Source organism: Leifsonia sp. AG29, assembly GCF_009765225.1.
GTDB lineage: Bacteria > Actinomycetota > Actinomycetes > Actinomycetales > Microbacteriaceae > Leifsonia.
Genome location: NZ_VMSF01000001.1, coordinates 2,897,099 through 2,921,486, shown reverse-complemented (window position 1 = coordinate 2,921,486; position 24,388 = coordinate 2,897,099). Strand labels below are relative to the sequence as shown.

The following is a 24,388-nucleotide window of genomic DNA, read 5'->3' as shown; positions in this document are numbered from 1 at the left end:
TTCGCTCCGGTCAGTCTGGTATTACCGGAACAGTGACAGATGCCGGCTCTCCTGTCAACGTTGACCAAACCCACCGTTGACTCGGGTCGCACGTAGCCTGTAAAACTGGTCAGACCAGTAGACAAGGAGTCGCAGGTGACGGGACTGGATCTGACGGGGCAGCGCGTGCTGCTCACCGGGGGATTGGGAGCGCTGGGCTGGCAGGCCGCCCAAACGCTTACCGCTGAAGGTGCTCGCGTGGTCGTCAACGACCTCGTGCCACGCGAGACGGTGGAGCGCGACCTCGAAGCGATCGACGGTTACGTCGCCGGCGACGCCGCCGACGGACGCGCGGCGGAGATCATCACCGACGCCAGCCAGGCCTTCGGCGCCCTCCCCACCGTGGTCTGCCTGCATGCAGGCATTGTCAAGTCGTCGCCGATCCTCGACTTCTCCCTGACGGACGTCGAGGAGGTCTTCCGCGCGAACACGCTGGCGGCCTTCGCCCTGGCGCAGGCCGCGAGCCGTGCCTGGATCGACGAGGGACAGCGCGGCAACCTCATCTTCACGACGTCTTGGGTTCAGGACGTCCCGTGGCCCGGGATCGCGCCGTACTCGGCGTCGAAGGCGGCGATGCGTTCGCTGGCCCGCTCGTTCGCCCGCGAGCTGGCCGTCCATGGTATCCGCGCCAACCTGGTCGCACCGGGGATCGTCGGAGCCGGGATGGCACTGCACCAGTGGGAGACCGAACCCGACTACCGTGCGCGGGCCCGGAAAGCCGTCCCCCTGGGCGAGCTGCAGACGCCGCAGTCATTCGCAGACGCCGTGGCCTTTCTCGTGAGCAGCTCTTCCGCTTATATGACCGGTTCGACACTCCTGGTCGACGGCGGAGCAAGTCTTTACCCCATGGATGATGAGGAGATCGACCGATGACCACCACGACCAGCAGCGCCTCGGCCGGCGCGGCGAAACCGGAGCAGGGCGAGCTGATCCTGACGTCCGAGTTCTCCACGCTCTCTGTTCACGTTTCCGCGACCACCGGCCTGCCGACGGCTCTGTCGCGTTCGGACGGGCCGCAGACGAGGGTCGAACTCATCGCCTCCGCGCTGCTCCTCACCGGCGGGCAGGATCGCCGCGGTCCGCTCGGACGGCTCGAATACGATGACGCCCGCTCCAGCGACGCCGTGGTCGCGGCGGGAGAGCCGACCTCGCGCCTCGTGCGCGGTGGCCGCGTCTTCACCATCCCGGTCCGGCTCAGCGGATGGGCCGGAGAGATCCGCTATACGTTCCGCATGTCGACGCCCCAGCTCGAGTGGTCCTGGTCGTGGTGGCCGGCGGAGGGTGCGGAGGACCTGCGGGAGTTCGTGCTCGACCTCCGGGTGCGCACGGCCGCGAAGGGGGAATGGTCGGTCGACATCCCCGGGGCGACGATCCGGTCGGACGCGCCGCTGGAGGCGCTGGCGCCGTCGACGACGGTGCCGACGATGGGCGGAGTGTTCGGCTCCAGCGCGATAATCGCGCTCACCCACACCCCGTCCGACGCGTCCGTCATCGTGTGGCCGCGGTCGCACGACGAGATCGGCGCGCTGTCCTTCGTCGTCGATGAGGAGACCGCCGGCGTGGAGTACTGGACGAATGTCGCGGGAGTCGCCGCCCCGGGAAACCGCCTCGACTTCGAGACGGTGGCGATCGACCTGGTCGTCGATCCGGACCCCCTCCGCAACAGTTCGCGCTGGTACCGCAGAGCGGGGATCACGACCCCCATCGACCGTCCCGCGTGGACCCGCGGTGCGACCATCTACGAGGCCCAGATCGGCACCTCCATCTTCGGGGGCGGCACATGGACCTACTCGCCCTATCCGGAGGCGAGCGACCTCCTCGCAGATCTGCCGCGTATCCATGCGCTGGGCTTCGACACCATCCAGATCATGCCCCGGCAGCCGTTTCCGAGCTACAACGTGATCGACTACGACGATGTCGACGCCAGCTATGGCGCGGAGGAGGACATCCGGCGGATCGTCGCCTGGTCTCACGACCACGGCATGCGGGTCATCCTCGACGTTCTTCTGCACGGGGTCATCGATCGGGAGTCCTTCCGGGACGTGGTCGACGCGGTGAGGCGCGGGCCCTGGGCGGAGCGGATCACGTCGACGGCCGACGAGATCCGCGCACTCGGAATCTCGTCCGAGCAGGTGTACGACCTCGCCTGGAGTCGCCACATTCTCGACTTCGAGGAGGCCTGGCTGTCCGGGTCGCCCGAGCGTCACGCGCTCGCGGACGAGCACCCCGAGTGGTTCTGCCGCGATTCGCGCGGCAAGATCATCGGCATCTATACCAAGGCGTTCGACATGTCCCACCCGGGATGGCAGCGCTACTTCTCGGACAAGATGATCGCTCTCATCGACCGTCTCGACATCGACGGCTTCCGCTTCGATGCGCCCGGCTACAACGAGTTCCCCAACTGGTCGCCGCGTTCCGCCACCCGGCCGGGACTGCAGACGCTCGGTGCGGTCGAGCTGTTCGATCATCTCCGCGAGACGCTTCACGACAAGGATCCCGAGTTGATGATGTACACGGAGCCCAGCGGCCCGCTGTGGCGGCAGGCTCTCGACATCAACTACAACTACGACGAGGCCTGGCTGCTGGACTCGGTCGCGGGGTCGGGCGGCGACAACCCCGAGAGCCGGGTACGCAACGGCTCGGAGCTCGCCCTGTGGATGCACCGTCGCGACCGGTCCCTTCCGCCCGGATCGGTCACGGCGCACCACATCGATTCGCACGACTCGTTCTGGTGGCCGCTCCCGGGCGAGAAGTGGCGGCGCGAGCAGTTCGGCTTGGACGGGGCGCGTGGATTCATGACACTGTTCGCACTCCTGGGCGGGCCGTACATGATGTTCGTGGGCGGTGAGGTCGGGCTCGAGGATGCCATCGAGCAGGTCAACCGGCTCCGTCGGTCGCAGCCCGAGCTGGCCTCCGGCGAGCACCACTACGGTGTGCCGTCCGTCGCCGCCGACATCTTCTCGGTGAGCCACAGCCTGAACGGCGTTGTGCACTCGGTCCTCCTGGTGAACGTTTCGCGCGATGCGGCATCCGCGGAGGTGGCGCTGACGGCTCTGGGAGCGGCCCCGTGGACAGATGCGCTGAGCGGCGACCGGTTCGAGGGCGCGACCGGCACCACGAGGATCGAGTTCCAGCCGTTCCAGGCTCGCTTCCTGACGCGCGAAGTGCTGCCCGCATGATCATCACCGGCGCCGACGTGCATGTGACCGGCACGGGACGCAACTACGTCACCCTCGTCGTACACACCGATGAAGGCATCGTCGGTCTCGGGGACGCGACCGTCAACGGCCGTGAGCTCGCGGTGGCGTCGTACCTCCGCGACCACCTGGTGCCACTGCTCATCGGCCGCGACGCGTTCGCGACGGAGGACACCTGGCAGTACCTCTATCGCGGCGCCTACTGGCGGCGGGGCCCGATCACGATGGCGGCGATCGCCGCCGTCGACGTTGCACTCTGGGACATCAAGGCGAAAGCCGCGGAGATGCCCCTGTACCAGCTGCTCGGCGGGGCGAGTCGCAACCGCCTCCGCGCGTACGGTCACGCGCAGGGGCGGGACGCGGAAGAACTGCTCCGCTCGGTCCGGCAGCGGATGGACGAAGGCTTCACCGCCGTGCGCGTGCAGGTCGGTGTGCCCGGGCTGGAGAAATCCTACGGCGTCGTCAGCGATCCCGGCGCGTCCTCGGCGTACGAACCAGCGCAGGGATTCCAGCGTCCCGACGAGGAGCTCTGGGATACCGAACGGTACCTCCTCCACATTCCCTCGGTCTTCGCGGCCGTGCGGGAGCATGTCGGCGACGATGTCGCTCTACTGCACGACGTGCACCATCGGCTCACACCGACGGAGGCCACCCGCCTCGCCCGGTCGCTTGAGCCGTATCACCCGTTCTGGATCGAGGATCCCACCCCTGCCGAGAACGCAAAGCTGTTCCGTCAGCTCCGGCAGAGTACGACGGCGCCGATAGCCATCGGCGAGGTGTTCAACACGATCTGGGACTACGGTCCGCTCCTCGAGGAGCGCCTCATCGACTACGCGCGCTCCGCCGTCACGCACGCCGGCGGCCTCACCGCAATGAAGAAGCTGCTCGACTACGCGGGCGTGTACAACGTGCGCTCCGGCATTCACGGCCCGAGCGACATCTCGCCGGTCGGCTTCGCCGCCGCCCTGCACTTGGATACGGCGATCCACAACTTCGGGATCCAGGAGTACATGGGATATCCCGAGCGGGTATTCGAGCTGTTCTCGGTGGGGCACTTCTTTCAGGACGGCCACCTTCATGTGAGCGATGCCCCGGGCCTGGGGGTCGAATTCGACGTCGCCGCGGCCGAGGAGAGCGAATACCGAGCCGCGTATCTTCCGGTGGCGCGACTCGTGGACGGGACCATGCACGATTGGTGAGATCGGGCCACGGCGGCGGGTACGGTGAGATCGTTAGGAGTGAGATGACGGGACCGGATCTGGGGCAGGCGCTGGGTGCACCGCCCCGCAAGTCGGACATCCTCGAGGATCTGCAGTCGCAGATCCTCGACGGGGCGCTGTTCCCGGGGCAGCAACTCCCGTCGGAGCGTGAGCTGTGTCTGCAGTACGGTGTCAGCCGTCCGGTGATCAGAGAGGTCCTCGCCAGCCTGGCCGAAGGCGGATTCATCGCCGTCGTCCCCGGGCGCGGCTCGTATGTGCGCCCGCCGGCGCCCGACGAGCTCTCCCGGCCGATGGCCCGGGCGGCGGCCCGCGCGGGCACCACCGCACGTGATCTGGTGGCCGCTCGTGTCGCCCTCGAGAGCGCCAGCGTCGAACTGGCCGCGCGGGCCGACGAATCCGCCGTGGCTGAGATCGAGGAGGCCCTCCGTCGGCACAACGCCGCCGTGTCGCTGGAGGCGCAGGCGCGGACGGACCTGGAGTTCCACCAGACGATCACCGCGGCGTCGGGGAATCCCGTGCTGCTGCTCATGTTCGGGGCGATCAGCGAGCAGATCTACCAGCTGATGCTCCGCAGCCACAGCGACGGCCGCGTGCGGGAGGCGGGTGATCCGTTGCACGAGGACATCGTGCAGGCGATCAAGCGTCGCGATCCTCAGGAGGCCGTCTCGCTGATGAGGCGACACTTGCAGCTCGCGCTGGAGCTGTACGGCGATGACCTGGACCGCACCCTGTTCGACGTCCTCACCTCTCGCGGCCTCCCGAAATAAGCTCTCACTCGATCACGATCAGCACCGACAGCGCATCCCATTCCACGCACCCGCACCGGAACCTGGCCATGGAGTTGGTGCGCGGCTCTCCGAGCGGACGAGGACCTCGCGTCGGCGTGCGTGGACTTCGAGCCGGAACTGCCCCGCCTCGTCCATACCCTTCTCGCCGGACCGGTACCGCGGATGGACCTCGAGGGCCCCGTCATCCCCTGACGTCGCGGGCGGTGACGGCGTGGCCGAAGACGGTCGCCGCGGTGATGAGAGCGGCGGCGGCGAACAGGCCGGCCGACAGGTGGACCCGCAGCAGGAGGGCGCCCGTGAAGGCGCCGGCCGCGATCAGCGCGATGGCGAGGACCCGGCGCGGCCAGCGCTGTCCGGTGCGGAGACCGAGCCAGGAGTCGGCTGCGAGCCCCGTGATGGTTGAGGTGACGACCACCGTGGTCACGTCGGCGACCGACAGGTGCCGCGCGGCCGCCGCCTGGGCTCCCATGGCGAAGGCGAGTCCGCCAGTGATCGTGAGCGCGACCGGCTCGGCGGCCCGTCCGGAGACGGCGGCGAGCACCGCCGTTGCCGCGACGAGCGCGGCGACGATGGCGAACATCGTCGTGGTGCGCCGCGTCCAGCCGGTTCCGGCCGTGCGCAGGATCCGACCGGAGACGACCGCGCCGACCAGGAACGCCGCCAGCGCCAGTGCCGGTCCGATGATCGGGAGGTTGTCGGCTCCGGCGAGCGCCATCCCCAGGATGACGACGTTGCCGGTCATGTTGCCGGTGAAGACCCGGTCCAGGCCGAGGTAGCCGACCGCGTCGACGATTCCCGTCGTGAACGTGAGCGCGAGCATGGGTGCGAGGTGGGCCAGGCGGGAGAGCATGGACGGGCGGTGTGTCGCGGGCGGGCCGGCGAGCGGGATCGTCATCGTTCTGTTCGGTCTATCTCGAGTTCGGCGGCGAGGTCGAGCATGCGGGCGACGACGGATACGTCGTCGCCGCGCGTGCCGACCAGGCAGAGGCCGCCCGCGACCCCGCGAGGTCCGAGGAGCGGGGCGCTGACGGCCGGTGCCCGAAGTGCTCCCGCCACCGAGGTGAGGCGGGTCGTCGCCGCGCGGACCGAATCCAGCGCGGCCGGTTCGATGTCGAGCGGGGGCGGTGTCGTCGGGGTGGAGGGGAGGACTAACACGTCGTCGCCGAGGAGGTTGCGCAGCCGTCGGGCGTGCGCGTCAAGTGACGCCCGGGCCGTCGTCTCGTCGTCGGTCGTGACCCGGCTTGCGGCGTCGAACCGCGCGGCGACGTCGGCGCTCAGCGTGCCCGGGTGCGTGCGGATCCAGGCGCCGTGCGTCCGCCACGCTTCGGCGGCCTGGACGGTGCGGAAGGCGGCGGCGAGGTCATCCAGCGGGTAAGCGACCCGACGGACGGGGCCGAGGCGGTCAAGGACGGCTCGGAAGGCGGCGGCGACCGGTTCGTTCAGGCCGAGATCGCCGAGCGTCACCAGGCCGGCGCCGGAACTCGGGCGCGGGCCCGGAGTCCGCGCTGGCGCACCGAGCACGCTCTCGGCCACCCGGAGGAGTGTCTGGCCGTCGCGGGCGAGCCACCCGGCCGTGTCGAAGCTGGGGGCGAGCGGCAGCATCCCGGCTCTGTCCACCGCGCCGTGTGTGGTCCGCAGCCCCCAGAGCCCCTGATACGACGCGGGCACCCGGATGGATCCCGCGGTGTCGGTGGCGAGCCCGATCGTGGCCTCGCCCAGCGCGACCGCGGTTGCGGGTCCGCTCGAAGAGCCGCCCGGAAGGTGGCCGCGGTGCAGCCGATTCGGGGTGGGGGCATGGTGCGGGCTGACGCCGGTCAGGCTGTACGCGAACTCGTCGGTGACCGCCACGCCGCGCACGGCGGCACCGCGGTCGACGAGCTGCTGCACCGCTGTCGCGTTCGCGGTCTCCGGCTCGCGCTCGGCGAGGTAGGCGGGCACGCCTCCTCCGAGCCGCTGCCCGGCGACTGCGAAGACGTCCTTGACCGCGACGGTCATTCCGTCAAGCGGGCCCGGCATCGCGGGCGGAAGGAGGGGCGCACCGGCCACACGCCAGACGCGCTCGTCCAGGGCGACGGCGGGCGCCCCGACGTGGGCGACGGCGATCCGCCACCCGTCGGGCGTGCGTCGCCAGACCTGCGTGAGGGCGGCGCTCCGGCCGGCCGACGATGTCGTCGCGACGGTGACTGCGGCCTCGGCCGAGAGCACGACCACGTCGAGGCACTCGAGTTCGCGAGCGGGCGCGCCGCCGCGCAGTCGTCGGAAGCGCGCGATCGCGTCCTGTCCCGTGAGCACTCCGTCCCCGTCCGTGCGCACGACGGCGGGACCGCCGACGAAGAACGCGTCAAGGAGCGCGACGTCGTCATCGGCGAGAGCCTGCTCGTAGCTCAGCGCAGCCTCCACCAGGCCGTCGGGGACAGCGCTCCCGTCGAGCGAGACGACGTCCGGCCTAGGCAAAGTCGGCCTTCCGGATGCGCGCGTGCGCGCCCTTGACGCCGTCCACGACCTGCGAGATGTCGAAGTCGGTCGCCGCGCTCAAGTAGGCGTAGGCAGAAGCCTCGTCCAGGCCGTACTGCGCGGCGAGGAGGTCGATGGCGGCGCGGACGCAGTGGCGCACCGCGAGGTCCAGGTCCTCGTCGAGGCCGACAGGAGCCCAGTAGTCGTCGGTCTCTACGAGCGGGCCGCCCAGCGCCCCGAACCGACGGGCGGTCTCGGCGGCGGGCACGAGGTCGAATCGCACGGTGGCGGTCAGCGACCCCTCCACCGCCGTCAGTGCCACCTCGCCGTCGCCCTGGGCGAAATGCGGGTCTCCGACGTACGCGAGCGCACCGGGGACCAGCACGGGGAGGTGGAGCCGTGAGCCCGCGGTGAGCAGGCGGATGTCGAGGTTGCCGCCGTGCGGGCCCGGCGGGACCGAGTGCGGCCGGACGGATCCCGCGACCGCGACCCCCATGATGCCCAGGAACGGATCGATCGGGAACACGGGCGCGCGCCCGGCCTCTACCCGCAGCGTCGCGCGGTCGGGCCCGAGCAGGTCCGCTAGAACGCTACGCTCCGCGCCTCCCAGCGGCAGCTCGCCCGCGAGGGCACCCTTGCCGTGCCGGTTCGAGACGACGCCGTACGGGACGCGGGGGTGTGCAGACAGCAGCGTCATGGTGAGCACGTCGCCCACCTCCGCACCGCGGATGGCGATCGGGCCGACGACCACGTGCGGACCGTCGTCCGACGACCGGGTGGACTCCCGGACGATGCGGACGGCTTCCGGCAACACCTCATCCGGCTCGAAGCCGTACGACCCGAAGAAGGCGATGGGATCCGACCCCTGTCCCGGGAGGAGCCCTTCGTGGCTGACGGTGTGGATGGTGACGGCGTCTCCCGGCCGGACGGTCAGCACCGGCGAGTCGCTCTCGCAGGGGAGGCGCCCCCAGAGGATGGTTCCCGGCTCGGCAGAAAGCTCGACTGCTGCGGGGGCTGGTTCGATGTCCGGCGCGTTCATGTCGCGGCCCTCCGATCTCGTTCGGTGTCGTCGGCGACATGTGGATGAAACAATCATTCCGTATCGTGGTCTGAAGAAACAACTCTTGCATTCGGGAGGATCCCATCCGCACTCCGCCGCTCTCCCCACCGCCCCGCCTTCTGATGGGCCCCGGCCCGATCAACGCCCACCCGCGCGTCCTTCGGGCCATGTCCGCTCCCCTGGTAGGCCAGTTCGATCCGGCGATGACGGCGTACATGAACGAGGTCATGGCCGCCTATCGAGAGGTCTTCCGCACCAGGAACGAGGCCACCGTGCTCGTGGACGGCACGTCCCGAGCGGGGATCGAGGCCGCCCTGGTCTCGCTCATTCAGCCGGGCGACCGCGTCCTCGTTCCCGTGTTCGGACGGTTCGGGCTGCTCCTGACCGAGATCGCTGGGCGCTGCGGCGCCGAGGTGCACACCATCCAGACCGAGTGGGGCACGGTCTTCGACGAGCAGGCGATCATCGACGCCGTCCTCCGCGTGCGCCCGACCCTCCTCGCGCTCGTGCACGGCGACACGTCGACGACCATGCTGCAGCCGATGGAGCGCGTCGGCGCGGTCTGCCGGGAGGAGGGCGTCCTCGTCTACGCGGACGTGACAGCCTCCCTCGGGGGCAATGCGTTCGAGCAGGACGCATGGCAGATCGATGTCGCGACCGCTGGACTGCAGAAGTGCCTCTCCGGTCCGCCCGGGAGCGCTCCGATCTCGCTGTCGTCGGCGGCCGTCGCGGCGCTCGACCGCCGCCGCAGCGTGGAGGCGGGCATCGCCTCCTCGGGTGCTGCGGTCTCGGAGCAGCGCATCCACTCGAACTACTTCGATCTCGCGATGATCCTCGACTACTGGGGCGAGCAGCGTCTCAACCACCACACCGAGGCGGCGAGCATGCTCTATGCGGCCCGCGAGTGCGCCGCGGTGCTGCTGGAGGAGGGCGTGGACGCCGCCGTCGAGCGACACCGCCTGCACGGCGCCGCGATGCTCACCGGTCTGAAGGGGCTCGGGCTCACGGTCTTCGGGGACGAGGAGCACCGGATGAACAACGTCGTGGCCGTCCACATCCCGGCCGGTGTGGACGGCGACGCCGTGCGGGCCGCGATGCTCACCGACTTCGGCATCGAGATCGGCACCTCCTTCGGGCCGCTGCACGGGAAGGTGTGGCGCATCGGGGTGATGGGCTACAACGCGCGCCGCGACGCTGTGCTGACGACGCTCAGCGCACTCGACAGCACGCTGCGCCGCGCCGGTTTCGCGGCTCCCCCCGACGCCGGTGTCGCAGCCGCGCTCGCCGTCTACGAGGACGTGGCTCCGTGACGACCGAGGCGACCACCGGTCCGCTGGCCGATGCGACCCGCGACGCCCGCGAACTCCTCGCGCGGTGCGACGAGCTGGCGGCGATCTCGTCGTCGACGACCGGCATCGAGCGGGTCTACCTGTCGCCACAGCACGCTGAGGCGCACGCGCGCGCCGCCGAGTGGATGGCCGAGGCCGGCATGGCCGTTCGTCAGGACGCCGCGGGCAACCTAGTCGGACGGCTGGAGGGTGGCCGCCCGGGGCTGCCCGCCCTCCTGCTGGGCTCGCACCTGGACACAGTGCCCGCCGCGGGCCGCTACGACGGCATCCTCGGGGTGCTCTCCGCGATCGCGGTCGTGCGGAGGCTCGCCCCGCGGGCCGCAACCCTCCCGTTCGCTGTCGAGGTCGTGGCGTTCGGCGATGAGGAGGGCACGCGCTTCGGCACGACCCTGCTCGGCAGCGCCGCCGTCGCGGGCGCCTGGCGCGACGAATGGTGGGACCTCACGGATCGCGACGGCGTCACGCTGCGCGCGGCTTTCGAGCGCTTCGGGCTCGACCCTGCCCGCATCGGGGAGGCGAACCGCGACGGTGAGGTGTTCGCGTACCTGGAGACCCACATCGAGCAGGGACCGCGACTGGAGGACCTCGGCCTCCCGCTCGGCGTGGTGACCGGTATCGCCGCCGCCCGGCGCATGTCGCTCACCTTCCACGGCGAGGCGCGACACTGCGCCACACCGTACGACCGCCGGCACGACGCTTTGCTCGGCGCCGCGGAGGCGGTGGTCGCCATCGAGAGCGCGGCCCGGTCCCTGGGGGCGATGGCCACAGTCGGGCGGATCGAGGTGGCGCCGGGGGCCGTCAACGTCATCCCCGGTACGGCGACGCTGTCGCTCGACCTCCGGGCAGAGACCGACGAGAGCCGGGACGCCGCCCTCGACGCCATCCTGAAGCGGCTCGCGGAGATCTGCGCGGAGCTCGGTCTGACCCTCGAACGGCACGACACCCACCGCGCCCCAGCGGTCCTCTGCGATGCGCGGCTCCAGGAGGCGATCGCTGAGGCCGTCGGCTCGCTGGCGCCGGAAGGCGCCGCTGGTCCGATCCCCCGGCTGTTCAGCGTCGCAGGTCACGATGCGATGGCCGTCGCCGGCATCGCGCCCGTCGGAATGACCTTCGTCCGCTGCGAGGGCGGCATCAGCCACCACGCCGACGAGGCGGTCACCCTCGAGGACGTCGTCGCCGCGGTCGACGCGCTGGAGCGGACAGTGGAGGTGCTGGCTTGCGCTCAGGCGTCGAGCTCGCCGAGGTCCTCGTAGACCGCGGAGATCGCGGAGACGCGGCGGTTGCCGGCGGAGGCGCTCGCCTCGAGCACGGCGTCGGCGAGCGCGCTGACCAGGCTCATCGCCGTCGCGTAGCTGTCGAACGCCCCGGCAGATTCGAGCGGGCACTCCAACCAGAGGTCGGCCAGCGTCGCGTACCTGCGCGCACTGGAGTCCGCGAGCAGCACGACCGTCGCGGGCGACGCGGCCACCACGCGCATCAGCTCGCCGAAGGTCGACAGGCGCCGACGGAAGCCGACGACCATCACGGCGTCGCTCGCCGTCAGCTGGGCGAGCTCCTCGCCGATCGACTGGCCGGGCTGCGGGTGCACGCTCACGTGCGGGCGGCACTGCAGCAACGCGGTCCGCAGGTGCAGCGCGACCGGATAGCTATTGCGGTAGCCGATCGTCAGCACCGACTCGGCGTGCGCGAGGGCCTCGGCCGCCCGCTCCAGGACGCCGTCATCAATGATCTCGAGCAGACGCTGGAGGTTGCCTGTATCACGCGTGACGTGCTCCGAAAGGGCTCCGGCCCCGACCGTGCTGCTGATCGGGACGCCCGCGGTGCGCAGGGCCCGGACGTGCGCCTTCACCGCGGCGAAGTCCTCGAAGCCGAGCGAGGAGAAAAGCCGGCTGACCGTGGCCTGCGACGTGCTGCTCAGGTGGGCCAGCTCGCCGACACTGTACGTGCCGATGTCGCCGAGGTGGTCCAGCACCACGTCGGCCACGCGCTGCGACTTAGGCGGCAGGTCCGCGTAGACGCGCTCGATCCGCCGGTCGATGGGGCCGCCGGGACTGCTCGTGGTCGGCGTGGTCATGGCCTTCCTCGCGGTCGGGGTCGCTGCGGGGGCGCAGCCATCACGACCCTAACCCACCGGGCGAGGCCGGGAGACCGTCCTGTGCGATTGTTTCCGCTGCGTAAAACATCTGCGACGAAGCGCCCCCGTGGCGCCTCTCAGGCCGTTGCGACCCGGCCGGGTCGATAGCGTCGTGGGAGAGGGGCACAGAAGGGACGAGACGACCATCGCGAACATCACCCCGTCAGAAGGCGGCGGGCGGCAGCTCGTCGTCCGGCGTGTCGACATCGCGACCGTCGGCCCATCGCCGGCACTCCACACGTTCGGCCCCGTGCGCGCTCAGGTAGCGGCGGCCCCCCTCGTCGCCGCGAAGGGTTTGCGCCAGCGCCGACCAGTGCCTCCTCCCGAGCACCACGGGGTGCCCCGGCCGGCCGTCGTATGCCGCCCGGCGCAGCGTGTCCTCGCCCGCGTCCTCCGTCAGACGGCGGACTACCTCGGGCGCGAGGCCGGGGAGGTCGACCAGCGTGACGACCGCGACGGCCGCCGCGGGAGCGAGTCGTTCCGCCCAGCGCAGTCCGGCCCGCAGGGAGACGCTGAGGCCCGCCTCCCACCCCGCCACGACCAGCGTGCCGACGCGCGGGTCCGCGGGGACCAGCGGGACGGCCTCCTCGGAGCGCGCCCCGAGCACGACGACCACGCGGGAGCAGCCGCCGTCGAGCAGCAGACGGGCCGCTCGCGCCGACCACGGCTCGCCGTCGGGCGTGCGCAGGAGCGCCTTGGGCGCCCCCATCCGGCTGCCCGCACCGGCCGCCAGTACGATGCCCGCCTGATCCATCCCGCCAGTCAACACCACGAGACCGACCCTACGGAGGACCGATGACCCCGACGTTCGACGCCGACGCGCTGCGACCCCTCCTGCCGACGGCGCTCGCCGTCCCCCGCTGGGTGGAGGACGTGATCGCGCGCGCGCCGTACGACACCCTCGACGCCCTCGTGGGGGCGGCGGTCGCCGCGGCCACGCCGCTGAGTGAGGCCGAGATCGACCAGGCACTGGCCCACCACCCCCGGATCGGTGAACGCCCGACGGGCGAGGGGGCGTCGCAGCAGCTCTCCCGGAAGGAGCAGCAGGCGACGGACGCGGACGACGCCGAGCTCGCGGCGGCGATCGCCGCGGGGAACCGCGCCTACGAGGAGCGCTTCGGGCGCGTGTTCCTCATCCGGGCTGCAGGCCGTTCGCGACGCGAAGTGCTGGCGGAGCTCGAGCGCCGGCTCGGGAACCCGGCCGAGGTCGAGCTTGCCGAGGTCGCCGAACAGTTGCGGCAGATCGCGGCCCTGCGGCTGCGCACCCTGCTCGCGACGCCGCGGAGCCGTGTCACCACGCACGTGCTCGACATCGCGGCGGGGAGGCCGGTTCCGGGAGTGCCCGTGCACCTGGACTCCTGGACCAGCGCCGGCTGGCAGCGCATCGCGTCGGGCGCGACCGACGCCGACGGGCGCGTCGCCCACCTCGGACCGGCCGAGCTCGCGGTCGGCCGGTACCGGCTGACGTTCGCGACGGCCGCCTATCTCGGTCCGGAAGCATTCCTGCCCGAAGTCCTCGTGGTGTTCGTGCTGGGCGACGCCGAGGCGCACTATCACGTCCCCCTCCTGCTCAGCCCGTTCGGCTACTCGACATACCGGGGGAGCTGACGGCTCAGTAGTCCGTCCGGGCAGCGTCTGCCAGCCAGGCGTCGAACGGCTCGGCAGCCGCCTCGACCCGCAGCTCCACCACCGGCGTCGGCCAGGTCGTGCGGTCGCGTGCGAACAGCTCGTAGAACTCACGGTCGTCGAAGCCCGCCCGTGCGGCGTCGTACCGGTCCGCGGCGAAGACAACGCGCTCCACCCGCGCCCACAGCGCGGCGGACGCGCACAGGGGGCAGGGCTCGCACGAGGTGTACAGCGTCGCCCCGGCTAGCGAGAAGTCGCTCACCGCCGAGCAGGCGGCGCGGATCGCCGTCACCTCGGCGTGCGCGGTCGGGTCGTTGTCCCGGGTCACTCGGTTCTGCCCGGTCGCGATCAGCGCATCGTCCCGCACGATGACGGCCCCGAACGGTCCGCCGCCGGCGGCGACGTTCTCGGTCGCCAGCCGCACCGCGAGGTCGAGCCAGGGCACGTCCGCCGCCGTGGTCCTCATGCGAGCCCCGCCGCCGACGCGCGCCAGGCGTCGCCGGCAGCCGGCGCGCCGTCGCGCACGATTGTCGCCTCGATCAGCCCGTAAGGGCGGTCGGCGGCGAAGAAGACCTCGTTGGGGTTCTCCGAGCCGAACGGCGTCAGGTCCACGACGAAGTGGTGCTTGTTCGGGGCCGCGAGCCGGATCTCCGCCAGCTCGGGCACCGCATCCAGCGCCGCCGTGCCCATGTGCCAGAGCGTCTGCTGCAGGGCCAGCGACTGGAGGGTGGCGAACTCGGCGATCAGGGCGGACGTGATGCGCCTGTACGAATCCTCCCAGTCCGTATCGACCGTCGCGAAGCGCCACGTGGCGACGACGGAGGTGGCCATGACCCGGTCGTGGGTCTCGGCCAGCGTGGTGTATCCGTCCCTGAGGAAGCCGGCGAACTCGCTCCCGGTCGACTTCAGGAGCACGAGGTCCTTGACGCCGCCGACCACATGCTCGCGGCGGTCGGCGCCCCCGCCCTCGACGGTGATTGCGGCGGTACGGACCTCCGGCCCGGTGCGCAGCCAGGTGTGGTCGTGCTCGGCACCGTCGACCACTGCGCGCCGCCAGGCGAATTCCTCGATCTCGATGCGGGCGCCCGAAACGGGCTCGATGTCGTCGACGAAGTGGCGGGCGAGCAGGAGACCGAAGTCCTCGATCGACCCCAGCCCGTGCTCCTTCGCGTACGCGTACGCCGTGTTCTTCTGGCTGTCCGTGGGGAGGACCTTCGACTGGTCGCCCGTCAGGTACGCGTCCTCGAATGCGCCGCGCAACGCGGTCGTGACGTTCACATCGCGGATCTCGTGTCGCGGCGCATCGCGGTAGATGCGGACCAGGCGCGTCTCGGCCTTCCCGTACTGATGGCTCTGGAGGGTGTACGACATGGTGCTCCGTTTCTGATTCGTGGTCGTCATTCCGTGCGGCTGAGGAGGGTGCCGTGCGGCGCTCCCCCGGTCGGCCGGCCGCGCAGATAGGTGTCGCGGGCGACGCCGCGGAGCAGCCGCCCGTCATAGGCCGTCACGGGGTTCTTGTGCTTCAGGGAGGCGGCGTCCACCCGGAAGGTCTCGTCGGGGGCGAACACGACGAGGTCGGCGTCGGCGCCTTCGCGGAGGCGTCCCTTCGCCGTCAGACCGGCCAGATCGGCGGTCGAGGCGGTCATCCACGAGACCACCCGCGAGAGCGGGATGCCGCGGCGCTCCGCCTCGGTCCAGGTCGCGGCGAAGCCGACCTGGAGTCCGGCGATGCCGCCCCAGGCCGCGTCGAAGTCGCCCCCGCCCGCGGTCTTCAATGCGACCGTGCTGGGCGAGTGGTCCGTGACCACGCAGTCGAGCGTGCCGTCGAGCAGCGCCGCCCACAGGAGGTCGCGGTTGGCGGCGTCGCGGATCGGAGGGCAGCACTTGAACTGTGTGCCGCCCTCCGGCACCTCCTCCTCGGAGATGGTCAGGTAGTGCGGGCACGTCTCCGCGGTGATCCGCAGGCCGTCGGCCTTCGCCCGGGCCAGAAGCGGCAGTACGGCGGACGACGAGACGTGCAGGATGTGCGCCCGAGCGCCCGTGCGGCGGACGCCGTCGATGACGCGCTGCACCGCGACCGCCTCCGCCTCGGGAGGACGCGTGCTGACGAACGCCGGGTACGACCTGCCGCCGCGACCGGGATGCGCCTCGAGAACGACCGGGTCCTCAGCGTGCACGATGAGCAGGCCGTCGAACGAGGCGACCTCGGCGAGCGCCCGCTCCAGCTCGTCCACGCTGAGGTGCGGGAACTCGTCCACCCCCGACGGCGCGAGGAACGCCTTGAACCCGAAGACGCCCGCATCGTGGAGGTCGCGCAACCGCCCGAGGTTGCTCGGGATGGCGCCGCCCCAGAACCCGACGTCGACGCGTGCCACCGCTCCAGCCCGGGCGCGCTTGACCTCCAGTGCTGCGCGGTCGACCGTCGGCGGGATGCTGTTGAGGGGCATGTCGATGATCGTCGTCACGCCGCCCGCGGCCGCGGCGGCCGTGGCGGAGGCGAAGCCCTCCCACTCCGTGCGGCCCGGCTCGTTCACGTGGACATGGGTGTCGACGACCCCCGGCAACAGCACTTCGTCGTCGGCGAGGAGGACCTCGGTAGTGGTCACGAGGGGTGCATCGGCGTCCGCGACAAGGGCGATCCGTCCCGCCTGCACGCCGACGGCGACGGTGCGGACACCGTCCGGCATCATCGCGCGCCCGCGGAACACGAGGTCCATGACGCGCTCAACCGGGGAGGTGGCTGACGGTCCAGCCGTCGCCCCTGCGGCGGTACTCGATGCGGTTGCTCGGTCCATCCGTGTCCCCCCTCCAGAACGTCACGCGGATCGGGGTGACGCGGTAGCCGACCCAGGTGGGAGGGGCGCTCAGCGCGCCGTCCGGGTGGTCCGCACCGAAACGCTCCCAGCGCTCCCGCCGAGCCTGCCGCGGTAGCGCCGCGGTCGGCGCGTCGTTGGCCCAGGCGAGGAGCTGCAGGTAGCGCGACCGCTCGGCGAACGCGGCCTCGGAGGCGGCGGCGTCGGCCTGAACCGCGTAGCCCTGCACCACGACCTGGCGGCCGGCGTCCGGCCAGACCAGTGTGAGTGCCACCCGAGGGTCGGCGGCCAGCTCGCGTGCCTTGCGCGAGCGGCTGTCGGTGTGAAAGGAGAGCGAGGTGCCGTCGTACGCGCTCAGCAGCACGTTGCGCGCGTCCGGGAAGCCGTCGAGCCCCAGGGTCGACACCGTCATGAGCGGCCGCAGCTCGCTCGCACTCGGCGGCAGCCATCGGCCGAGGAGGCCGAGCGGCTCCGGGTCCACCTCGTCGATGTCGTCCTTGTCCTGCCCGAAGGCGGTGCTGGAGGTGATCACGCCGGAGGCTCCGTGGGGTGGAACGCCGCGATCTCCTTCAGCGACGCGACCGCCTGCCCGACCGAGTGCTCGAACAGCAGAGCGCCGTATGCCGCGTCCGCCTGAAGCGCGTCTCCGACGACCCCGGCCGGCCCGAAGTCGTCGCTGAGCCAGCCGAAGCTGACGGGCATGCCGTTGAAGCCGATGTACTGGAAGTCGGCGATGTGCTCCGGAACCCAACGGTCTGCGAGCGACAGGTCGACCAGGTCGGGACGGATGTGCAACAGCACCGAGGTCTCCGTCGTGCCGCCGTGGATGCCGAGCCCGCGCTCGTCGGCGCCGCGGCCGTCCGGTGACGGGGTGTTCACGAGCGACGGCATGAGGAAGGTGCGCAGCCCGAACCGCCGGCGGATCTCCCGCAGCGCCACCTGCAGGAGCGCGACGTTTCCGCCGTGCCCGTTCAGGAAGACCATGCGGGTCGCACCCGTCGCCGCGATCGAGCGGCCCAGATCGACGACTGTCTCCATCATGGTTTCCCAGCGCAGCCACATGGTCCCGGGGGCCCAGCTGTGCTCGTCGGACTTGGTGTAGGCGAGCGTGGGCAGGATCCACACGTCGACCCCCTCCGTCGCCGCCCGCTCGACCGCCGCGTTGCCGATCACGTCGGCAAGCAGGTAGTCGGTGAGCAGGGGGAGATGCGGGCCGTGGTGTTCGACCGCTCCCGTCGGCACGACCACGATGGATTCGGGTCCGAGCGCCGCGGCGGCCGCCGGGCCGGAGAGCTCGGCCAGCTTGCGGCCCGGAGCGACGCTCACAGCTGACTGCCCGTGTCGACCGCGGCACGCTCGAGCTTGCCGGGGTTCAGGAGGCCCGCCGGATCGGTCCGCTCGGCCAGCTCGGCCGTGCGTTCCGGTTGGTAGTCGACGAACCATTGATGGGGGTTGTGGTAGCCGATTCCGAGTTCGTTGAGGCGCTCGAAGCCGGCGTACACCTGCTCCTCGCTCTCGTAGACGCCGGCGATCATCCCGATGGGGCGTCCGCGCTGGGCCTCGATGTGCAGCATGCCGCCCGGATACACGTCGTGCAGCTCGTCGATCCGGTCGACCAGTGCGTCCCCCCAGACTTCGACGTGGAAGTAGGTGCCGGGGTAGGCCTTCTGCAGCCACTCGATCGGGTGGTTGTAGGAGATCATGCTGATCTTCATGGTCGCCTGGGCACCGTCGCGGACGTCCTCCACGCGGCCGCCTGCGCTCTCGACGAGAGCGGTGGCGTCGTCGATCGACGCGATGTCGAGGATCGCCCGGAGGCTGGCGCGGTCGGCCGGTATCGCAGGATCAGTGGGCAGGGCGTTTGCCAAGGTGGGGAGATCGGCGGAGACCAGACGCGGCGTCGGTTCGAGTTCGGCGAACTCCCGGATCACGGACAACGCCTGCCTGAAGTCGTCGAAGCTCGCGAAGAATCCGCGCCATTCCTGCAGCGGCTCCAGCTTGACCGTCGCGCGGGCGATGATCCCGGCCGTCCCGTAATTGTGGATGTACGGCTCGGCCTCCTCACCCTCGACGTGGACAAGTTCGGCGTCGGGGACGGCATGGACGACATCGAGCGCGAGCGCGAAGCCCGTGTGCAGCATCCCGTGCTTGATCGATCCCGTGCCGCCCGACCCGCCGGACAGGAAGCCGCCGATGGTCGACTGTGCCGTCGACGGGTACATCAGGATCTGCTGGCCGGCCTTGTTCGCGGCCTGCTCGAGCGCCACCATCGTGGCTCCCGCCTCGGCGGTGATGAAGCCGTCTCCTACCTCGAGGATCGTGCGCGCCCGGGACGTGTCGAGCACCAGGCCGCCCTGCATCGGGATGCCCTGGCCGTAGTTGCCCGTACCCTTGCCGCGCGGGGTGATCGGCACGCCGTGCCGCACGGCCGCACCGACCACGAGGGCGATCTCCTCCGCGGTCGACGGGAAGGCGACGAGGTCGGCCAGGCCGAGCGGGAGTTTGGAGCTGATCACGGGGGAGAGGTGCGAGCCGTCGATGGAGGCCTTCTCCCTCGCTGCGAGGTCGGAGGCGACGCCCCGATCGCCGAGAAGCGCGCGCAACTCCTCCTCGAGTGCGGCGACGTCCGGCGCGATGGCGGGGGCGATGGAGGTGGTGTCGTTCATTCGTGGTCCTGTCGTTCGAGTGGTCAATGCATCACCATTCCGCCGGTGACGTTGAACGCTTGGCCGGTGAGGTAGGCGGCGTCCGGGGACGCCAGGAAAGCGGCGACGGCGGAGACGTCGTCGGGTTCGCCGAGCCGGCCGAGCGGGGAGTAGGAGGACCAGAGCTCCATATCCTCACTGGTCCGGGTGTCCGCGCCCATCTCGGTCAGCACGTAGCCGGGGCAGAGGCAGTTGGCGGTGATCCCATGGCACCCCAGCTCCAGCGCGGTCACCCGGGTGAGGGCGATGACGGCGGCTTTCGACGCGGCGTAGTGCGCCTGTCCGGCGCCGCCGGCCTTTCCCGCCATGCTGGCGAGGTTGATGATCGTGCCCGCGCCGCCGTCCCGGATCATCCGGCGGGCGGCGACCTGGGTGGTGACGAGCATGGGCCGGGTGTTGATGGCGAACATGAGGTCCCAGTCCTCCACAGGGATCTCCAGCAGCGGCGAGAAGCGCAGGATGCCCGCATTGTTGACGAGGATGTCGATGCCGCCCAAGTCGTCCATCGCGTCGGCGAGCCCGGCCCGAGTGGCCTCCGTGTCGGAGAGGTCGACCGGGACGAAACGGCCGCCGACGTCGGCGGCGACCGTCTCGCCCGGGTCCGAGAGGAGGTCGAGCAGGGCGACCGTCGCGCCTTCGGCGGCGAGCCGACGGACGATGGCCGCCCCGATCCCGCGCGCCCCACCGGTGACGACGGCGCGCTTGCCGGTCAGTCGTGCGGCCGTCGCCGTCACCGGTGGGGTGCTCATGGCGTCAGAATCCGATCGACGTGTCGAGGAACTCGTTGGTGTAGAGGTCGGAGGGCTTGAGGCCCGCCTTCGGCGTCGATCCCGACTTCGTGAAGATCGGGGTGGAGATGTCGATCACCTTCTGCACGCGGGTCTCGTCGAAATCGCCGACGTAGCTGTTGGAGCCGTTGGTGGCGATCTTCAGCTTCTTCATCTGGGAGACGCCGAAGTCGGCGACCTGCTCGTCGTATACCCAGCCGTTGTTGTAGGTGTTCACGAGCTGGACGATCAGCTTGTTCGTCGCGGACGGGTTGTGGATGTAGTCCACATCCGCCTGCTGCAGGACCGGCACCAGCTTCTTGAGGCAGGGGGTCAGCTTCTCGAGGTCGCCGGTACGCACCGACATCGCCTCCGGGTAGATGGGGTAACCCGTGTCGTTGACGAGCTGGAACTTCACCGGCTTGCCCCAGGCGGACACCTCGTGCTCGTAGATGTACGGCTCGGCGGTGGCGAATCCCTGCTGGCCGTCCCTGCCCTTCGCAGTCACGAATTTGGCCGGGGTGCCGTCGTAGCTGCCGTCGGTCACGGACTCGGGGAGGATTCCCGCGCCCTGGAGGTAGGCCATGTAGGCGGCGCCGTTGAAGTAGCGCACCACTCCGCCGTCCTTCTGGAGGGCCGCACCCAGGTCCTTGACGGTCTTCACGTCCGGGTAGGTCTTCGGGTCCCACATGATCATCTGGGGCGAGATGTCGTTCTCGGCGAAGACCGCGGTGGTCGGGAGGCTGTTGGACAGCTGCACCGCTTCATCTGTGGTGACGTAGCCGAGCGTGATGCTCTTGTCCTTGTACATCTGCGAGCTGACCGTCTGGTAACCGATGGCCGGGCCGCCGGAGCGGATCTCGACCTTGACCCCGGTGGGCTTGCCCTGCGAGTACAGGTCGCCGCTCACCGACTTCTGGTTCGCATCGATGCTCGGGTTCGGTCCGAGCAGCTGGTACAGGTGGCCGTGGTCGGCCTCCGGGTTCCAGTCGGTCTGGATGGTGACGGTCGCCGGGCAGACGCCGGAGAGGTCGACGGCCGCGGCGGTCGAGGTCGACGAGGGCTCGTCGGCCGCGCCGCCACCGGCACAGGCGGTCAGGGCGACCGCCGCGGCGACGATCACACCTCCGGTCAGGGTGGAGCGTCGTGCTGTTCGGTGCATCAGGACTCCGTTCGATACAGGGGGTGGTGCAGGGGGTGGGGGGTCGCGACCGGCCGGATCAGCCGAAGTCGTACCACTTGCCAACGGCCAGCTTTCCGAGCAGGCCGAAGAGGAGGAACACGGCGACGCCGAGGAGCGAGGCCGTGATGATCGCGGCGAACGTGCCCGGCCCGTTCAACCGGGACGTCGACACCTGGATGAGCACACCGAGGCCCGGAGTGCCGCGCTGGAAGAACTGGTCGCCGACGATCGCGCCGATGACCGAGAGGCCGGCCGCCGTGCGCAGGCCGACGAAGATCGACGGCAGCGCAGCCGGGAACTGCAACTTCGTCAGTCGCGTCCACCGCCCGGCGCCCTGCAGCTGGAACAGCTCGCGCTGGCCGCGGTCGGCCGACTGCAGACCGAACAGCGTGTTTGAGACCATCGGAAAGATCGAGATCATCACGGTGACGATCACCCGGGAGAGGAACTCGTAGCCGAACAGAGCACCGATCAGTGGCACCAGGGCGAGGATCGGGATGCACTGCAGGATGACCGCGTACGGGTACAGGGAGCGCTCGATCCACTTGGCCTGCGACATGAGTACCGCCCACGCGACGCCGATCACGATGGCGACCGACAGTCCCGTGAGCGCGACGACCGTCGAGTTCAGGAGGTTCGAGACCAGTTGCGGCGTGAAGAACGGATCGGCGAACATCGACACCAGGACCAGGTGCGGATACGGCACCAGGAAGGCGAGCTGCTGGGATGCGTAATACGCGGCCGCGGCGTACCAGAGCCCGACGAGGACGATGAGCACCGCGAGCGGCTGCCACCACTGGAGCGATGTGTAAGACCGGCGCATCCGGGTCTCCCGGGCGGCGCGCTGGCTCGTCTCCGCGGATGCGGCCTGAGCGGCGGCGGTCTCCGCCGGTGCGCCCAGGGTCTCTGTGACGTTCGTCATCAGTTGTGCCCTTCTCTGAGGGAATGCGATACCTGTCCGACGAGGTCGGCGAACTCGGGGGTGAACCGGATGTCCGGGTCGCGCGGCATCGGGAACGGCACGTCGAAGGTGGTGACGATCGACCCGGGACGGCCGGACATGACGACGACCTTGGTGGAGAGGTACACCGCCTCCGACACGGAATGCGTGATGAACAGCCCGGCGAACTGCTGCTCGGCGAAGAGCCGCAGAAGCTCATCGTTCAGGCGCTCGCGGGTGATTTCGTCGAGTGCGCCGAACGGCTCGTCGAACAGGAACAGCTCGGGGTCGAGGGTGAGCGAGCGCGCCAGCGAGGTGCGCATCCGCATGCCGCCGGAGAGCTGCTTGGGCAGGTGCTTCTCGAATCCTTTCAGTCCGACCAGCTCGATGGCCTTCGCGGCCTTGACCGCACGCTCGGCGCGCGGGACGCCGCCGAGTTCCGCGAGCAGCTGCACATTCGCGTTGACGGTGCGCCACGGCAGGAGGGTCGCGTCCTGGAACACGTAGCCGATGCGGTCGGTGCGGAGTTCGGCCGTGCCGTCGGACGCGGACTCCAGTCCGGACGCGATCCGCAGCAGGGTGCTCTTGCCGCAGCCGGACGGGCCGACCACGCTGACGAACTCACCGCGGGAGACGGACAGGTCGACGCCGCGGAGGGCGACCGTGCCGTTCGGGAACGTCATCTCGACGTTGCGGAAGTCCAGCAGGGGGGCCGTCGTCGTAGGTGGTGCGGGCGATTCTGTGAGGGTCATGCGACCGGTCACCTCGTTTCGAGAAGGAGCGATGGAGCGGTGAGGGGCGCGGCGACGGTGCGTCGCGTTTCGCTGTGCGCGACCAGCCGGCCGGCGTGGATCACGAAGCGGTCGGCGGGAGCGTTGGCGATGGCGTCGGCGAGGGTGGCGGCGCGCACGGCGAGGAATTCGGCGCGCGCCCCCGGAGTGGCTCCGGCTGGCGGGAGGTGCATCACCGACCGCGCGCCGTCGCTGACCGCGGCATACGCCTCGTCGAGGGTGAGGTGCCCCGCGGTGACGAGCAGGCTCGCGGTCTCCAGCGCGTCGCTTCGGCCGACGGGGTTGAATGGGTCCTGGACGTTGTCGGCGCCGGCGCCCACCCGCACGCCCGCGTCGAGGAGGGGGCGCAGCGCCGTCAGGCCGCGCGGGACCGAGTGCTCGCGCTCCCAGCCCTGGAGGTAGAGGTTGGTGATCGGGAGTGTCACGATCCCGATGTCGCTGGCCAGCACCTCGGCGATGACCGGCGCGAGCTCGGCGGCCTCGAGTGTGCCGAGGCGGACGCAGTGCCCCGCGGAGAGCGAGGTGCCCGCGGGCCACGACCGCACCGCACGCGCGTACTGCGTGAGGGTGACCGCACCGTCGAGGTTCTCGTCGGTGTGGAGGTCCACGCCGATACCGCGCCGTTCCGCCATGGCCAGCAGCCGCGCGAGATCGGCGCTGGGATCCGGGGCCAGGTGAGGCGCGCCTCCCACCAGGTCGACGCCGAGGTCGAGCACCGCCTCCAGGTCCTCATCGGCCGAGAGAGGGCCGGCGAGCGCGACCAGCTCGATGTCGATGAGCCCGGCCAGTTCGTCGCGCACCTGCACCAGCGCCTCCGCCCCGCGCAGCGGCTCGGGGCCGACGAGGACGTCGACGTGGCAGCGGATCGCGGTGGTGCCGTTGGAGAGCATCGCCAGCGCCTGGGTGCGGGCGCGGTCGGCGACGCTCTCGACCGACATGGTCGCCGCATACTCCATCCAGGAGTCGATGGCGGACCGCAGGTCGCCCATCGGCGGCCGGATCAGGTCCCAGGAGCGCGCCTTGTCCAGGTGGGCGTGCGGTTCCGCGGGTGCCGTGAGGAGCACATGGCCGGTCAGGTCCAGCGTCTCGTCGTCGGCCGCGTCGTCGGTCGGTCCTCCCTGAGCCGGGTCGACCGAGAGCACGACGCCGTCCTCGATGCGGACATCCACGACCGCCCCGCTCGGGAGTGTGGCGTTGCGCAGCAGGGTCAGGGTCCGGGGGAGTTGCGTGGTCACGGGGGGACCTCCTTCGCGGTATCAGCGGCCCGGGAGCCGATCGTCGCGACGGCGGAACGATCGTGGCAGAATGTTGATGCCCTCAAC

23 protein-coding genes are annotated in these 24,388 nt (G+C 70.6%); 7 read left to right on the top strand and 16 right to left on the bottom strand.

Annotated elements, in window-relative coordinates; all coding sequences use genetic code 11:
• The first annotated feature begins 135 nt into the window (after window positions 1–135).
• Genes FPT20_RS14145 through FPT20_RS14130 form a run of 4 tightly spaced genes read left to right on the top strand, consistent with a single transcriptional unit; the run spans window position 136 to window position 5,223 of the window.
• Entirely contained in the window at window positions 136–912 is a 777-nt protein-coding gene (locus FPT20_RS14145; RefSeq protein WP_199245813.1) for an SDR family NAD(P)-dependent oxidoreductase, read from the top strand.
• The gene (locus FPT20_RS14140) at window positions 909–3,218 is read left to right on the top strand and encodes an alpha-amylase family glycosyl hydrolase (protein WP_158866315.1); all 2,310 of its coding nucleotides are present in this window, start codon (window positions 909–911) and stop codon (window positions 3,216–3,218) included. The genes FPT20_RS14145 and FPT20_RS14140 overlap by 4 nt, the downstream gene beginning before the upstream one ends.
• Window positions 3,215–4,435 carry a D-mannonate dehydratase ManD gene (manD, locus tag FPT20_RS14135; RefSeq protein WP_158866312.1) on the top strand — a complete coding sequence of 407 codons (1,221 nt, stop codon included), beginning with the start codon at window positions 3,215–3,217 and terminating at the stop codon, window positions 4,433–4,435. Before FPT20_RS14140 ends, manD begins: the two co-directional genes overlap by 4 nt.
• 44 nt (window positions 4,436–4,479) lie before the next feature.
• On the top strand, window positions 4,480–5,223 hold the full coding sequence (locus tag FPT20_RS14130; RefSeq protein WP_158866309.1) for a FadR/GntR family transcriptional regulator: 744 nt from the start codon (window positions 4,480–4,482) through the stop codon (window positions 5,221–5,223).
• Between the two features lie 202 nt (window positions 5,224–5,425).
• On the opposite strand, the gene FPT20_RS14125 is transcribed toward FPT20_RS14130, so the two are convergent.
• The 3 genes from FPT20_RS14125 to FPT20_RS14115 are packed head-to-tail and all read right to left on the bottom strand — an operon-like array spanning window position 5,426 to window position 8,737.
• Window positions 5,426–6,139 (bottom strand): YoaK family protein, encoded by a 714-nt coding sequence (locus FPT20_RS14125; protein ID WP_233265538.1) that lies wholly within the window; start codon window positions 6,137–6,139, stop codon window positions 5,426–5,428.
• The gene (locus tag FPT20_RS14120; RefSeq protein WP_158866307.1) at window positions 6,136–7,698 is read right to left on the bottom strand and encodes an AtzH-like domain-containing protein; all 1,563 of its coding nucleotides are present in this window, start codon (window positions 7,696–7,698) and stop codon (window positions 6,136–6,138) included. Before FPT20_RS14120 ends, FPT20_RS14125 begins: the two co-directional genes overlap by 4 nt.
• The gene (locus tag FPT20_RS14115) at window positions 7,691–8,737 is read right to left on the bottom strand and encodes an acetamidase/formamidase family protein (RefSeq protein WP_158866304.1); all 1,047 of its coding nucleotides are present in this window, start codon (window positions 8,735–8,737) and stop codon (window positions 7,691–7,693) included. Before FPT20_RS14115 ends, FPT20_RS14120 begins: the two co-directional genes overlap by 8 nt.
• A gap of 188 nt (window positions 8,738–8,925) precedes the next feature.
• Between FPT20_RS14115 and FPT20_RS14110 the strand changes: the two genes are divergently transcribed.
• Together FPT20_RS14110 and FPT20_RS14105 are read left to right on the top strand one after the other, a co-directional pair.
• Entirely contained in the window at window positions 8,926–10,068 is a 1,143-nt protein-coding gene (locus tag FPT20_RS14110; protein ID WP_442786495.1) for a pyridoxal-phosphate-dependent aminotransferase family protein, read from the top strand.
• On the top strand, window positions 10,065–11,360 hold the full coding sequence (locus FPT20_RS14105; protein ID WP_158866300.1) for an allantoate amidohydrolase: 1,296 nt from the start codon (window positions 10,065–10,067) through the stop codon (window positions 11,358–11,360). The genes FPT20_RS14110 and FPT20_RS14105 overlap by 4 nt, the downstream gene beginning before the upstream one ends.
• Here the strand turns inward: FPT20_RS14105 and FPT20_RS14100 are convergent.
• Entirely contained in the window at window positions 11,330–12,181 is an 852-nt protein-coding gene (locus tag FPT20_RS14100) for a MurR/RpiR family transcriptional regulator (protein ID WP_158866298.1), read from the bottom strand. The two genes, FPT20_RS14105 and FPT20_RS14100, sit on opposite strands and share 31 nt — an antisense overlap.
• Before the next feature lie 223 nt (window positions 12,182–12,404).
• Window positions 12,405–12,995 (bottom strand): nucleotidyltransferase family protein, encoded by a 591-nt coding sequence (locus tag FPT20_RS14095; protein ID WP_158866296.1) that lies wholly within the window; start codon window positions 12,993–12,995, stop codon window positions 12,405–12,407.
• Window positions 12,996–13,036: 41 nt separating this feature from the next.
• Between FPT20_RS14095 and uraD the strand changes: the two genes are divergently transcribed.
• A complete protein-coding gene (gene uraD / locus FPT20_RS18250; protein WP_158866294.1) occupies window positions 13,037–13,849 on the top strand; it encodes a 2-oxo-4-hydroxy-4-carboxy-5-ureidoimidazoline decarboxylase in 813 nt (270 codons plus the stop codon).
• Window positions 13,850–13,853: 4 nt separating this feature from the next.
• On the opposite strand, the gene FPT20_RS14085 is transcribed toward uraD, so the two are convergent.
• From FPT20_RS14085 to FPT20_RS14035, 11 genes are read right to left on the bottom strand one after another with little or no spacing between them, the layout of a single operon-like run.
• Complete coding sequence (locus FPT20_RS14085) at window positions 13,854–14,333, bottom strand: nucleoside deaminase (protein WP_158866292.1); 480 nt, start codon at window positions 14,331–14,333, stop codon at window positions 13,854–13,856.
• Window positions 14,330–15,268, bottom strand: a complete 939-nt coding sequence (pucL, locus tag FPT20_RS14080; RefSeq protein WP_158866289.1) for a factor-independent urate hydroxylase — start codon at window positions 15,266–15,268, stop codon at window positions 14,330–14,332. The genes FPT20_RS14085 and pucL overlap by 4 nt, the downstream gene beginning before the upstream one ends.
• Complete coding sequence (gene allB / locus FPT20_RS14075; protein ID WP_158866286.1) at window positions 15,265–16,584, bottom strand: allantoinase AllB; 1,320 nt, start codon at window positions 16,582–16,584, stop codon at window positions 15,265–15,267. The genes pucL and allB overlap by 4 nt, the downstream gene beginning before the upstream one ends.
• A 7-nt stretch (window positions 16,585–16,591) precedes the next feature.
• Window positions 16,592–17,212 (bottom strand): pyridoxine/pyridoxamine 5'-phosphate oxidase, encoded by a 621-nt coding sequence (locus FPT20_RS14070; RefSeq protein ID WP_158866284.1) that lies wholly within the window; start codon window positions 17,210–17,212, stop codon window positions 16,592–16,594.
• Entirely contained in the window at window positions 17,209–18,006 is a 798-nt protein-coding gene (locus FPT20_RS14065; RefSeq protein ID WP_199246068.1) for a creatininase family protein, read from the bottom strand. Before FPT20_RS14065 ends, FPT20_RS14070 begins: the two co-directional genes overlap by 4 nt.
• A complete protein-coding gene (locus FPT20_RS14060) occupies window positions 18,003–19,346 on the bottom strand; it encodes an FAD-binding oxidoreductase (RefSeq protein ID WP_158866279.1) in 1,344 nt (447 codons plus the stop codon). Before FPT20_RS14060 ends, FPT20_RS14065 begins: the two co-directional genes overlap by 4 nt.
• A 23-nt stretch (window positions 19,347–19,369) precedes the next feature.
• The gene (locus tag FPT20_RS14055; protein ID WP_158866276.1) at window positions 19,370–20,134 is read right to left on the bottom strand and encodes an SDR family NAD(P)-dependent oxidoreductase; all 765 of its coding nucleotides are present in this window, start codon (window positions 20,132–20,134) and stop codon (window positions 19,370–19,372) included.
• A 4-nt stretch (window positions 20,135–20,138) separates the two neighbouring features.
• Window positions 20,139–21,314, bottom strand: coding sequence for an ABC transporter substrate-binding protein (locus FPT20_RS14050; RefSeq protein WP_158866273.1), 1,176 nt, complete (start codon window positions 21,312–21,314; stop codon window positions 20,139–20,141).
• A 58-nt stretch (window positions 21,315–21,372) separates the two neighbouring features.
• Window positions 21,373–22,257, bottom strand: coding sequence for an ABC transporter permease (locus FPT20_RS14045; protein ID WP_199245811.1), 885 nt, complete (start codon window positions 22,255–22,257; stop codon window positions 21,373–21,375).
• A complete protein-coding gene (locus FPT20_RS14040) occupies window positions 22,257–23,027 on the bottom strand; it encodes an ABC transporter ATP-binding protein (protein ID WP_158866270.1) in 771 nt (256 codons plus the stop codon). Before FPT20_RS14040 ends, FPT20_RS14045 begins: the two co-directional genes overlap by 1 nt.
• Window positions 23,028–23,035: 8 nt before the next feature.
• Window positions 23,036–24,301: an amidohydrolase family protein gene (locus FPT20_RS14035; RefSeq protein ID WP_158866267.1), complete on the bottom strand. Its 1,266-nt coding sequence runs from the start codon at window positions 24,299–24,301 to the stop codon at window positions 23,036–23,038.
• Window positions 24,302–24,388 lie beyond the last annotated feature (87 nt).

What these genes read in the sequence shown, in the direction of transcription:
- FPT20_RS14095 (WP_158866296.1), bottom strand. Translation starts at nt 12,995, where the DNA reads ATGGATCAGGCGGGCATCGTACTGGCGGCCGGTGCGGGCAGCCGGATG.
- FPT20_RS14125 (WP_233265538.1), bottom strand. Translation starts at nt 6,139, where the DNA reads ATGACGATCCCGCTCGCCGGCCCGCCCGCGACACACCGCCCGTCCATG.
- FPT20_RS14115 (WP_158866304.1), bottom strand. Translation starts at nt 8,737, where the DNA reads ATGAACGCGCCGGACATCGAACCAGCCCCCGCAGCAGTCGAGCTTTCT.
- FPT20_RS14045 (WP_199245811.1), bottom strand. Translation starts at nt 22,257, where the DNA reads ATGACGAACGTCACAGAGACCCTGGGCGCACCGGCGGAGACCGCCGCC.
- FPT20_RS14055 (WP_158866276.1), bottom strand. Translation starts at nt 20,134, where the DNA reads ATGAGCACCCCACCGGTGACGGCGACGGCCGCACGACTGACCGGCAAG.
- manD (WP_158866312.1), top strand. Translation starts at nt 3,215, where the DNA reads ATGATCATCACCGGCGCCGACGTGCATGTGACCGGCACGGGACGCAAC.
- allB (WP_158866286.1), bottom strand. Translation starts at nt 16,584, where the DNA reads ATGGACCTCGTGTTCCGCGGGCGCGCGATGATGCCGGACGGTGTCCGC.
- pucL (WP_158866289.1), bottom strand. Translation starts at nt 15,268, where the DNA reads ATGACGACCACGAATCAGAAACGGAGCACCATGTCGTACACCCTCCAG.
- FPT20_RS14100 (WP_158866298.1), bottom strand. Translation starts at nt 12,181, where the DNA reads ATGACCACGCCGACCACGAGCAGTCCCGGCGGCCCCATCGACCGGCGG.
- FPT20_RS14085 (WP_158866292.1), bottom strand. Translation starts at nt 14,333, where the DNA reads ATGAGGACCACGGCGGCGGACGTGCCCTGGCTCGACCTCGCGGTGCGG.
- uraD (WP_158866294.1), top strand. Translation starts at nt 13,037, where the DNA reads ATGACCCCGACGTTCGACGCCGACGCGCTGCGACCCCTCCTGCCGACG.
- FPT20_RS14050 (WP_158866273.1), bottom strand. Translation starts at nt 21,314, where the DNA reads ATGCACCGAACAGCACGACGCTCCACCCTGACCGGAGGTGTGATCGTC.
- FPT20_RS14040 (WP_158866270.1), bottom strand. Translation starts at nt 23,027, where the DNA reads ATGACCCTCACAGAATCGCCCGCACCACCTACGACGACGGCCCCCCTG.
- FPT20_RS14060 (WP_158866279.1), bottom strand. Translation starts at nt 19,346, where the DNA reads ATGAACGACACCACCTCCATCGCCCCCGCCATCGCGCCGGACGTCGCC.
- FPT20_RS14140 (WP_158866315.1), top strand. Translation starts at nt 909, where the DNA reads ATGACCACCACGACCAGCAGCGCCTCGGCCGGCGCGGCGAAACCGGAG.
- FPT20_RS14110 (WP_442786495.1), top strand. Translation starts at nt 8,926, where the DNA reads ATGTCCGCTCCCCTGGTAGGCCAGTTCGATCCGGCGATGACGGCGTAC.
- FPT20_RS14130 (WP_158866309.1), top strand. Translation starts at nt 4,480, where the DNA reads ATGACGGGACCGGATCTGGGGCAGGCGCTGGGTGCACCGCCCCGCAAG.